The organism is Inquilinus sp. OTU3971, from assembly GCF_038440215.1.
Window position 1 is genome coordinate 1 of the sequence record NZ_JASATH010000239.1, and the last position, 11,038, is coordinate 11,038.

Annotated in this window: 11 protein-coding genes; 1 reads left to right on the plus strand and 10 read right to left on the minus strand. The window is 71.8% G+C overall.

Annotated features, from left to right (window positions below; translation table 11 throughout):
• Nucleotides 1-14: 14 nt before the first annotated feature.
• From AAHM41_RS35765 to AAHM41_RS35810, 10 genes are all read right to left on the minus strand, one after another.
• Nucleotides 15-1,544, minus strand: a complete 1,530-nt coding sequence (locus AAHM41_RS35765; protein WP_342241407.1) for a copper resistance CopC/CopD family protein — start codon at nucleotides 1,542-1,544, stop codon at nucleotides 15-17.
• 131 nt (nucleotides 1,545-1,675) lie between these two features.
• Nucleotides 1,676-2,191, minus strand: a complete 516-nt coding sequence (locus tag AAHM41_RS35770; protein ID WP_342241408.1) for a YcnI family copper-binding membrane protein — start codon at nucleotides 2,189-2,191, stop codon at nucleotides 1,676-1,678.
• 52 nt (nucleotides 2,192-2,243) lie between these two features.
• A complete protein-coding gene (locus AAHM41_RS35775; protein WP_342241409.1) occupies nucleotides 2,244-2,846 on the minus strand; it encodes an SCO family protein in 603 nt (200 codons plus the stop codon).
• 1 nt (nucleotide 2,847) lies between these two features.
• A complete protein-coding gene (locus AAHM41_RS35780; RefSeq protein WP_342241410.1) occupies nucleotides 2,848-3,333 on the minus strand; it encodes a copper chaperone PCu(A)C in 486 nt (161 codons plus the stop codon).
• A gap of 94 nt (nucleotides 3,334-3,427) precedes the next feature.
• Nucleotides 3,428-3,802: a DUF2946 family protein gene (locus tag AAHM41_RS35785; RefSeq protein ID WP_342241411.1), complete on the minus strand. Its 375-nt coding sequence runs from the start codon at nucleotides 3,800-3,802 to the stop codon at nucleotides 3,428-3,430.
• Nucleotides 3,803-3,895: 93 nt separating this feature from the next.
• The gene (locus tag AAHM41_RS35790; RefSeq protein ID WP_342241412.1) at nucleotides 3,896-4,660 is read right to left on the minus strand and encodes an HpcH/HpaI aldolase family protein; all 765 of its coding nucleotides are present in this window, start codon (nucleotides 4,658-4,660) and stop codon (nucleotides 3,896-3,898) included.
• Nucleotides 4,661-4,683: 23 nt separating this feature from the next.
• Nucleotides 4,684-5,481, minus strand: a complete 798-nt coding sequence (locus AAHM41_RS35795; RefSeq protein ID WP_342241413.1) for a DUF1835 domain-containing protein — start codon at nucleotides 5,479-5,481, stop codon at nucleotides 4,684-4,686.
• A gap of 57 nt (nucleotides 5,482-5,538) precedes the next feature.
• Nucleotides 5,539-7,005 (minus strand): DHA2 family efflux MFS transporter permease subunit, encoded by a 1,467-nt coding sequence (locus AAHM41_RS35800; RefSeq protein WP_342241414.1) that lies wholly within the window; start codon nucleotides 7,003-7,005, stop codon nucleotides 5,539-5,541.
• 204 nt (nucleotides 7,006-7,209) lie between these two features.
• Entirely contained in the window at nucleotides 7,210-7,794 is a 585-nt protein-coding gene (locus tag AAHM41_RS35805; protein WP_342241415.1) for a glutathione binding-like protein, read from the minus strand.
• A 13-nt stretch (nucleotides 7,795-7,807) separates the two neighbouring features.
• On the minus strand, nucleotides 7,808-8,278 hold the full coding sequence (locus tag AAHM41_RS35810; RefSeq protein ID WP_342241416.1) for an SRPBCC family protein: 471 nt from the start codon (nucleotides 8,276-8,278) through the stop codon (nucleotides 7,808-7,810).
• A gap of 159 nt (nucleotides 8,279-8,437) precedes the next feature.
• On the opposite strand from AAHM41_RS35810, the gene AAHM41_RS35815 reads away from it, so the two are divergent.
• Nucleotides 8,438-10,972, plus strand: coding sequence for a Tex family protein (locus AAHM41_RS35815; RefSeq protein WP_342241417.1), 2,535 nt, complete (start codon nucleotides 8,438-8,440; stop codon nucleotides 10,970-10,972).
• The last annotated feature ends 66 nt before the right edge of the window (nucleotides 10,973-11,038 follow it).

Below are 11,038 nucleotides of genomic sequence, written 5' to 3' on the forward strand. Positions count from 1 at the left end.
GTGAGATATCCGGGCTAGGGCCGGATATCGATCACATCCTCCAGCTTCACAATCTCGAAATCCGAGATCAGCACATCGATCCGCGCGGTCCAGCGGCCCGGCACCGGGATGATCAGCCCGTCGACCCGCCAGCTGCCGTCGCCGGCCTTGGCCGCCTTGCGCCGGATCGGCTCGATACCGGCGCCGGGGTTGGACAGCACCAGCGTCACCTCCTTCGCGTCCAGCGGCCCGAAATCGCCGGTCATCACCACGATCGAGGCCGCGGCCGGGCCGGCCCGGCCGGGGGTGACGGTCAGGTCGGCCATTGCCGGCACGGTGTGGATGTGGATCGCGGCCGGCCGGGCCTCGGCCTCCGCCAAGGCGCGCGGCGGCGGGGTGAAGCGCCAGGCCGCGGCCGCGGCGAAGATCGCCAGCACCAGCGCCGTCTCGATCCCGACCGAGCGGGTCAGCTGCCGGACGGCCTGGCCGTCGCCGGCTCCGGCCGGTGCGGTCAGGCGCCAGCGGTTCAGCGCGGCCAGGCCGAACAGCACCAGCAGCAGCGCCAGCTTGGCCAGGAAGACGCAGCCATAGGCGGTGGTCCACAGGGCCGAGACATGGTCGAGCTGGACCACGGCCAGCAGGATGCCGGCCGCCGCCAGCGGCAGGACGGCAAAGGGGATCAGGGCGGAGAAGCGGCGCAGCGCCGCTGTCGCGTCCGGCCCGCCGGCGCGCAGATGCAGCCCCAGCGGCAGCAGCGCCCCGGCCCAGAAAGCGATGCCGATGGCGTGCAGGAAGACCGCCGGCCGGGTCAGGAGCTGCGGCGCGGCGGCGCTCGCATGGCCGCTGGCGGCCAGCGCCGTCCCGGTCGCGATCAGGGCCAGCAGGGCGATCGTCGCCGAGATGCGGCCGCGCCGCAGCGCTAGCGCCGCGAGGCCGAGTGCCATGGCCAGGGCCGCCAGGGCGGCGGTGGCGCCATAGCTGGTGCTGCAGCCGGTGGCCCAGGCGATGCGCCGGCCGAGCCCGGCCAATGGCATGTCCAGCGCGTCCAGCCCCTGCAGCCCGACCGAGATGGGCGCCGCCACGAGGCCCAGCAGTGTCAGGGCGGCGGCGGCGCGGGCGGCGCCGCGCGGCAGGGGCGCGATCCAGGCGCGGAACGCGACGGCGCCGATGCCGAGGAACAGCGCGGCGTAGAGGGCGATCCGGACCAGCCAGATCGCGGCCTGCACCGGCCGGTCCGCCGTGTCCGCCGCCTGGGGCGGCCCGGCGCCGGGCGCCCCGATCGAGAACACCACCGAGCCGCCGACCGGATGCCCATCCTCCGACACCACGCGCCAGCTCAGTACATGGGTGCCGGGGCCGAGGCCGGGCGGCGCCGCGATCACGAGGGTCGCGTCCTCCAGCCGGGCGTCGGTCAGCGTCACGGCGCCGCCGTCGGGCCGGATCAGCCGCAGAACCAGGGGCGACACCGGCTCGTTGAAGCTCAAGCGGAAGCTGTCGGGTGCCGTTCCCAGCACCGCATTCTCCGCCGGCTCGGCCTGCACCAGCGAGGCATGCGCCAGCGCCACCTGCGGGGCGAGGAGGGTGAGCAGGAGAATCAGGCAGGCATAAGCCCAGCCCGGCGCACCATTTCTTGTCCCCCCTCCCCTTGCGGGGAGGGGGGACTGATTTACTGGGGCGTCGATCGAACGAAGCACCGTCACTTCTTCGGCAGCAGCTTGAGGCCTGGTGCCGGGGTCTCGTAGTCGTCGGCATCCTTGCCCTCGGCCGGGATCTCGATCCAGCGGTCGGTCCCCGCCTCGCAGTCCTGGACCACCGGGAAGTACAGATGCGCCCCGGGCTTCAGCCCGGCGGTCAGGTAGCTGCGGAAGACGAACTCGTCATAGAATTCGTCCGGCAGCCTGCCGCCGCTCCACACCACCTCGGTCACGCCCTCGCTGGTCGGCGTGCCGTAATAGTCGTAGGACGCGGCGTATTTGCCCTTCACCGTCTCCAGCGTCCAGCCGGGCTTCGGCATCGGCTTGACCGCGATCACCCCTTCGGGGATCTGGACGCGGATCCTGACGGTGGGCGAGCCCTCGCAGCCGTGCGGCACGCGCAGCACCGCCTTGTAGGTGCCGCCGACCGGCGCCTCCTGTGTCTCCAGCGTGACATGGGCGAAGGCGGGGGCGGACGCGGCCAGAAGGGCCATGGCGGGCAGGAAAGATTTCAGCATGACTATCTCCACGTCGCCGGCTCGGCCGGCAATGGGTTGAACGGAAAAAGGACTAGGTGCCGCTGATCAGGCGGCGTAATGCGGCCAGCCGCTCCGGCTCGGGCGTGCCATAGGCGATGGTGTCGGTGAAGCGGCCCTCGGAATCCATCAGATACACCATGGCCGAATGGTCCATGGTGTAGTCGCCGTCCGCGGTCGGCACCTTGCGCCAGTACACCCGGTAGGATTTGGCCACGGCGGCGATCTCGTGCGGGCTGCCGGTCAGGCCGGTGATGCGGCGGTCGAAGGACTGCAGGTACTGCTGCAGCATCTCCGGCCGGTCGCGCTCCGGGTCGACGGTGACGAACAGCACGCGCAGCCGGTCGGCGTCGGGGCCTAGCACCGCCAGCGCCTGCGACATCTCCCACAGCGTGGTCGGGCAGACCTCGGGGCAATGGGTGAAGCCGAAGAACACGGCGAAGGGCCGGCCCTTCAGCTCGGCGTCGCTCAGCGTCGCCCCGGTCTGGTCGGTCAGCCGGAACGGGCCGCCGGGCAGCGTGCCGGACACCACCGGGCGGGTCGACGGGTCCTTGGAATAGACCAGCAGGAAGCCGGCACCTCCCACCAGGATGGCGGCGATGGCCAGCAGCACTGGCACCAGGATGCGGGCGCGCATCTCAATGCCCCGCCCCGGTCGAGCCGATCGCCTGGACATCGAAGGTGACCGGGATGGTGCCGGCCTTCTCGAAAGTCATCGTGCCGGCGAAGCTTTCGCCTGCCTTCAGCGGCTGCTTCAGCTCCAGCAGCATCAGGTGGTAGCCGCCGGGCGCCAGCGCGGCGGTGCCGTTGGCCGGCACGGGCACGCCGCCCTCGACCGGCCGCATGGTCATGACGCCGTCCTTGACGCCCATCTCGTGGATCTCGACCCGGCCGGCGACCTCGGCGGTGACCGAGACCAAGCGGTCCGGCTCGGCCCCGTCGTTGCGGATCTCGGCGTAGCCGCCGCCGACCTTGGCGGCCGGCGGCGTGGCCCGGGCCCAGGGGTGGACCACCTCGATCGGGCCGGATTTGAATTCGTGGGCGGCGGCCGGACCGAAAGCCAGCAGGGCCAGGGCGGCGGCGAAGGCGGCACGGCGCAACTGCGCCATCGCAAACAGGGACATGGGATCTGCTCCAGGCTGGGCCGGGCGGCGCGACTCTGGCGCCGGCCTCCGGCCGTGAACCGACTTGGACCCGCCGGCGGCGGGCCCGGCTGGATCATGCCTGGGCGGGAGGGGCCCTCGGATTGGCCGGTGAGCGCTGCGGCGCAGCCGCGACGGGGGCCAGGGGCAGGGGCGCGGGCTCGGTCCGGCCGGCCAGATGCGGCACCAGCAGCACCGCGACGAAGGCTGGCACCGGGGCGCCGCTGAACATGCTGCAGCCGGTGGTGCAGCAATCGGGCAGATGCGGGTGCTGGGCCGGCTGGTCCGGAAGGACAGGGCCGGACCCGTCATCGGCGCTGCAGAGAGCGGAGAGCGGATCGAGGGTCGCGGCGCTGGCGCCGATGGCGAGGCCGCCGAGGATGGCCTGGACGAACAGCAGATAGGCCGCGCCGAGCGCGACCCATGATGCCCGTCTCCGTGCCGACCTCATGCGCAAATGCCGGTGCTCCCCCTTCGTCCCGGCCGGGATATCACGGCCGCGGCCCGGTGCAAACCCGGCCGGTCTGCGACATGGTGCCTGCGATCAGCTCTTGAAGCCACGAGCGAGCGCGTCGGCGTTGCGCGCCAGCAGGCCGAGATCGGTGCCGACCGCGACGAAGCGGTAGCCCCAGTCGATGTAACGCCTCGCCTCGGCCTCGACCGAGGTGAGAATGCCGGCCGGCTTGCCGATCGCGGTCAGGCGCCGCACCGCGTCCTCGATCGCGGCCTGCACCTCCGGATGCTGGGAGTTGCCGATATGGCCCAGCGAGGCCGACAGGTCGGACGGGCCGATGAACACGCCGTCGACGCCGTCGACCGAGGCGATCTCCTCGATCCGCGCCAGCGCTTCGCCGGTCTCGACCTGCAGCAGCACGCAGATCTCGGCATCGGCCTTCTTCAGGTAGTCGGTCACGCGGCCGTAATGGCTGCCGCGGCCGCTGGTGGTGATGCCGCGGATGCCGGCCGGCGGGTAGCGGCAGGCGGCCACGGCGCGCTGCGCTTCCTCGGCAGTCTGGACGAAGGGGATCAGCAGCGCCTGGGCGCCGATGTCGAGGATGCGCTTGATCAGCACCGGGTCGTTCCAGGCCGGCCTGACGATGCCCGTTGCCGTGCCGCGTGCCGCAGCCTGGAGCTGTGACAGCAGGTCCGGCAGTTCGTTCGGCGAATGCTCGGTGTCGAACAGGATCCAGTCGAAGCCGCTGTCGCCGACGATCTCGGCGACGATGTTGCTGCACAGGCTGCTCCACAGCCCGATCTGGGTCTGTCCCGCGGCCAGCGCCGCCTTGAACCGGTTGCGGTCGAGTTCCATCGGTCTGGTTTTCCGTTTCTCTGTCAGCGGGCCTGCCGCACCCGGCAGCCGCGGATGGTGATCGGGCTGCCCTCGAACTCCACCCGGCCCTGAGCCGCCAGCTGGCGCAGCCGCCAGAACACGAAGGCGTCGGTGGCGAAGAAGCCGGTGATCGTGCCCATCGGCTGGCCGACCGCGCGGGCCGCCGGCATCCAGTCGGGCCCGACCGCGGCCAGGATCTCGGCATCATGCGCGTCGATCGGATGGGTGGTGATGGTGCCGTCGCGGTGGTGGCGCAGCCCGCCGCTGTCGGCGCGCACCTGCTCCCACTCCGCCGCCAGCCGGGCCCGTCGCTCCGCCGCCACCGGCCTGGCGGTCTTGGCGGCGTGCGAGGTGTCCTCGGGCGGCAGCATCGCCACCGCGATCATGTCGCGACGCCCGGCGCCGGGCAGCGGCCCGACCGCCACCTCCTCGACCAGCGTCCCGGCGTCGCGCAGCGCCCACAGCGCCCGGCGCAGCGTCAGCTGCTCGGCGGCGCCGCTGCCGTGCCAGATCACGATCGTCTCCGCCGCGTCCGGCAGGTCCTGCAGCGTTGCCGTCTCTCCGGCCAGCTGGTCGACCAGCCGGCCGCCGGTCTCGATCGCCGCGCGGTCCTCATCCGGAAACACCGCGTGCCAGAAGGCGGCACGGCCGTCAGGCCGGTCGCTGTCGACATCGCCGAGCGGCCCGACCGCCAGGTCGTCGCGCAGGATCAGCACCGCCGATTCGGGCAGGTTCAGCCCGGCGCGGATCACCCCCGCGGCGCTGTCGCCGCAGCACAGATGCAGCATGGGAACGGCCATCGCGACTCCTTCCGGATCGCGACTATAGCAACCCGATCACGGTGGGACAGTGCGGCGCTACAACGTCACCGACTCGGCCTCGCCTGAGGGCTGCGCCGCGGGCGGCCGGGGCAGCAGCGTCGCGCTCAGCACCACCGCCAAGGCGGCGAAGCAGGCCCCGGCCAGGAATGCGGCCTGGTAGCCGCCGACCAGGGCGACCGGCTGGTCGGCGCCCCCGGCCAGCAGCCCGGCGGTGCGCGACGCCGCCAGGCTGGCCAGGATCGCCAGGCCCAGCGCCCCGCCCATCATGAAGGCGGTGTTGACCATGCCGGAGGCGAGGCCGGAATCGGTCGGCGCCACGTCGCTCATCGCCGCCAGCAGCACCGGGTTCAGCGCCATGCCGCAGCCGAGGCCGAGCAGCACCATGCCGGGCAGCACATGCAGGGCGAAGCGGCCCTCCACCGGCGCCCAGGCGAACAGCGCCAGCCCGGCCGCCGCCAGCAGCAGCCCGGCCGCGATCGGCAGGCGGATGCCGAAGCGCATCACCAGCTTCGCCGACAGGCCGAGCGAGAAGGCCGCCATGATCAGGTTGCCCGGCAGGAAGGCCAGGCCGACCTCCATCGGGCCGTAGCCCAGCACCTGCTGCAGGTACAGGGCGGACAGGAAGAACCAGGCGAACATGGCGGCGGCCCACAGCACGCCGATGACATTGGCGACGGCCAGGCTGCGCAGCCGGAACAGGCCGAGCGGCATCAGCGGCACCGCCACCCGGGTCTCGATCGCCAGGAACGCCGTCAGCAGCACCACGGCGCCGCCGAGCAGGCCGAGCGTGCGGGCCGAGGTCCAGCCGGCCTCGTTGCCGTTGACGATGGCGTAGACCGCCAGCATCAGTGCCGCGGTCACCGTCACCGCGCCGGCGATGTCGAGCCGCCGATCCGCCGCTTCGTTGCGGGTGGCCGGCAGCAGGATCAGCGACAGGACGAAGACGGCGATACCGAGCGGCAGGTTGATCAGGAAGATCCAGTGCCAGCTCAGCGCCCCGGTCAAAAGGCCGCCGAGCAGCACGCCGATGCTGCCGCCGCCGGCGCAGACGAAGCCGTAGACGCCCATCGCCTTGGCCCGGTCGGCCGGCTCGGTGAACAGGTCCAGGATCAGCGACAGGGCGACGGCGGAAACCACGGCGCCGCCCAGCCCCTGGATCGCCCGCGCCGCGACCAGGACGCCCTGGCTGCCGGACAGGCCGCAGGCCAGCGACGCCAGGGTGAACACGACGAGCCCGATCAGGAACAGCCGGCGGTGGCCGAACAGGTCGCCCAGCCTGCCGCCCAGCAGCAGGAAGCCGCCGAAGGTCAGCATGTAGCCGTTCACCACCCAGGCCAGGGTCGAGTCGTTGAAGCCGAGATCCGCCTTGATCGAGGGCAGCGCCACGTTCACCACCGTGGTGTCCAGCACGATCATCAGCACGCCGAGGCACAGCACGCCCAGAGCCAGCCAGCGCCCGTTCCCGGGCGCCACCGCACGAGATTCGGCAGGGCGGTCCATCATGGCGTTCTCCCTCGGCATTCCGTTGGCTGATCGGGGGGGCACAACCATCGACACCGGGCGGCCGGATCGGCGGCCACGTTTCTTACCGTTGGCTGATCGGGGGGGCACAACCATCGACACCGGGCGGCCGGATCGGCGGCCACGTTTCTTAACTCTCGGGTTTAGTATAACGCCGCAGCCGTCCGGGGCAAGACACGCAGGAGGTCAGATCAGGCCCTCGTGCCGCAGCGCCAGCTGCACCGCCGGCCTTGCCTCCATGCGGTCGAAATAGGCCGGCAGCGGGTCGGGCAGTGGCAGCTTCAGCGCCTTGGCCCAGCGCAGCATGACATAGAGATAGGCGTCGGCGACGCTCATCTCCCGGCCGAACAGATAGTCGCCGGGCAGCCGTTCGGCGATGTAGGCGAAGCGCTGCGCCGCCACCTCGTCGACGACCTGCTTCTCCTGGTCGCTGGTCGGGAAGATCGACCGGATCAGCAGCTTGTGCAGCTCGGCGCCAATGAAGCTCAGCATCTCGGCCAGCCGGACCCGCCCCAACTCGCCGCCGGGCGCCAGCCGTGGCGCGCGCTCGGCCACCCAGGTCAGGATCGCGGCGTTCTCGGTCAGCACCGTGCCGTCGCCCAGCACCAGGGCGGGGACATAGCCCTTGGGGTTGACCTTGGTGAAGTCGTCGCCCGATTCGGTCCGGCGGGTCGGGATGTCGACCTTGATCCGCTCGAACTCCAGCCCGGCCTCGTGCAGGGCGATGTGGTCGGCCAGGCTGCAGGCGCCGGGGGCCAGGTACAGTTTCATGGCAAGAGCCTCCTCAGTGGGCCGCGCGGCGGCGCAGCATGGCGTCGAGTTTCTCCAGCAGGGAGCGCCAGCCGCCCTCGCGGATCTCCGGCTGGTCGCCGCCGTCGAGGAAGGCGGCCTGCTCGGTGAAGATCAACCGGGTGCCGTCCCCGTCCGGCAGCAGCTCGACCGTGCTCAGCGAGGCCGAGATCCGGGTGTCGCCGCGGTCGATCGTGTAGCTGAACACGATGCGCCGGTCCGGCACGATGTCGGCGTAGCGGGTCTCGTTGCGGTAGACCGGGTCGCCGGCCGGCCCGAAGCGGCTGGTCTCGATGCCGCCGATGCGGAAGTCGAATCGCGGCTCCACCAGTGCCCAGCCCTCGCCGGGCGCGCCCCAGACCAGGCGGGCGGCGGGGTCGGCCCAGGCCGCGAACACCCGGGCCGGCGGCGCGTCGTAGCGGCGCTCGATGGTGAAGCTGCCGTGCTGCACGGATCGTTCGCTCATGCGTTTTCTCCCGGCGCGGCCTTGTTGCTTAAGCGATGGCTTCAGTATCATGGAGGCCAGGCGGAGGCAAGGCAGCCGCCGGCGGTTTTGACCTCGACGGTCGCGACGCGGTAGAAGCAGCCCCTTCCGGTTCCTCATCACAACATGTCCGGTCGTTCGATGATCTCCATCAGCCAGCGCATCGCCGACGAGCTCTCCGTGCGCGAGGCCCAGGTCGCGGCCACGGTCGAGCTGCTCGACGGCGGCGCGACCGTCCCCTTCGTCGCCCGCTACCGCAAGGAGGCGACGGGCGGGCTGGACGACGCCCAGCTGCGCACGCTGGACGAGCGGCTGCGCTATCTGCGCGAGCTGGAGGAGCGACGGAAGACGATCCTCGAGAGCATCGCCGAGCAGGGCAAGCTGGACGATTCGCTGCGCGCCCAGATCGAGGCGGCCGAGACCAAGGCCCGGCTCGAGGACATCTACCTCCCCTACAAGCCGAAGCGCCGGACCAAGGCGATGATCGCGCGCGAGGCGGGGCTGGAGCCGCTGGCCGACGCGCTGCTGGGCGACCCCAGCCGCGACCCGCAGGAGGCCGCGGCCGCCTTCGTCGACGCCGAGAAGGGCGTGGCCGATGTCGCCGCGGCGCTGGACGGCGCCCGTTCGATCCTGGTCGAGCGCTTCGGCGAGGATGCCGACCTGATCGGCGCCCTGCGCGAGGAGGCCTGGACCCGCGGCTTCCTGCTGTCCAAGGTGCGCGAGGGCAAGCAGCAGGCGGGCGCCAAGTTCTCCGACTATTTCGACTATGCCGAGAAGCTGACCAAGCTGCCCTCGCACCGCATCCTGGCCCTGTTCCGGGGCGAGAAGGAGGAGGTGCTGTCGCTGACCCTCGAGCCGGAGGAGGCGCCTGCGGACAAGGCTCCCGGCCTGTATGAGCAGCGCATCGCCAACCGCTTCGGCGTCGTCGCCCAGGGCCGGCCGGGCGATGCCTGGCTGGGCGAGACGGTGCGCTGGGCCTGGCGCACCAAGATCCTGGTGCATCTCGACATCGACCTCCGGCTGCGCCTGTGGCAGGCGGCGGAGGAGGAGGCGGTGAAGGTCTTCGCCGGCAACCTGCGCGACCTGCTGCTGGCCGCTCCGGCCGGCACCCGCGCCACCATGGGCCTCGACCCCGGCTTCCGCACCGGGGTGAAGGTCGCCGTGGTCGACGCCACCGGCAAGGTCGTCGCCACCACCGCGATCTTCCCGCATGAGCCGCAGAAGCGCTGGGACGAGTCGATCGCCACCCTGGCCGAGCTCGCCAAGACCCACGCCGTGGATCTGATCGCCATCGGCAACGGCACCGCGTCGCGCGAGACCGATAAGCTGGCCGCCGAGCTGATGAAGCGCCATCCGGAGCTGAAGCTGACCAAGGCGGTGGTGTCGGAGGCCGGGGCCTCGGTCTATTCCGCCTCGGCCTTCGCCTCGCAGGAGCTGCCGGAGCTCGACGTGTCGCTGCGCGGCGCCGTGTCGATCGCCCGCCGGCTGCAGGACCCGCTGGCGGAGCTGGTGAAGATCGACCCGAAATCGATCGGCGTCGGCCAGTACCAGCACGACCTCAGCGAGACCAAGCTGTCGCGCTCGCTCGACGCCGTGGTCGAGGACTGCGTGAACGCGGTCGGCGTCGACCTCAACACCGCCTCGGCGCCGCTGCTGGCCCGGGTCTCCGGCGTCGGCGAGGGGCTGGCCCAGAACATCGTGCAGCACCGCGACGCCAACGGCCCGTTCCGGGTCCGCGCGGCGCTGAAGGACGTGCCGCGGCTCGGCCCCAAGGCGTTCGAGCAATGCGCCGGGTTCCTGCGCATCCCGAACGGCGACGACCCGCTCGACGCCTCGGGCGTGCATCCCGAGGCCTATCCGGTGGTGCGCCGGATCATCGAGGCCACGGGCGGCGAGATCAAGGCGCTGATCGGCGACACCGCGGCCCTGCGCGGGCTGGAGCCGGAACGCTTCACCGACGATGTCTTCGGCGTGCCGACGGTGACCGACATCCTGCGCGAGTTGGAGAAGCCGGGCCGCGACCCGCGCCCGGCCTTCAAGACCGCCACCTTCAAGGAAGGCGTCGAGAAGCTGAGCGACCTGCAGCCCGGCATGGTGCTGGAGGGCGTGGTCACCAACGTCGCGGCCTTCGGCGCCTTCGTCGACATCGGCGTGCACCAGGACGGGCTGGTGCACATCTCGGCGATGTCGAAGACCTTCGTGAAGGACCCGCGCACGGTGGCCAAGCCGGGCGACGTGGTGAAGGTCAAGGTGCTCGAGGTCGACCCGCAGCGCAAGCGCATCGGCCTGACCATGCGGCTCGACGATGACGGCCAGGCGCGCCCGCCGCGCCGCGAGGGTGGCGCCCCCGGCGGCCGGCCCGAGGGCCGGCGGGACGAGCGGCCGCGGCATCAGCAGCAGGGCCGGCCCGGACAGCCGGGGCAGAACCAGGGTGGTCAGAGTCAGGCTGGTCAAGGTCAGGGTGGCCAGGGCCGTGGGGGCCCGGGCCGTGAAGGCCAGGGTCGCGGCGGACAAGGCCAGCAGCGGCACGGTCGCCCGGGCCAGGACTCCGGATCGCCGAGGCCAACTCAAGGAACTCCGCAACCGCAGAAGCCGCGCACCCCGGCCCCGGAGCCGGACGGCGCCATGGCCGAAGCCCTGCGCCGCGCCGGACTGGTGGGCAGCAAGCGGAGCTAACGGGACGTCTCGCCGACCTCATCAGTGATTTCGCGTTTGGGGGCCCCCCCCGCGGGGGGGGGGCAC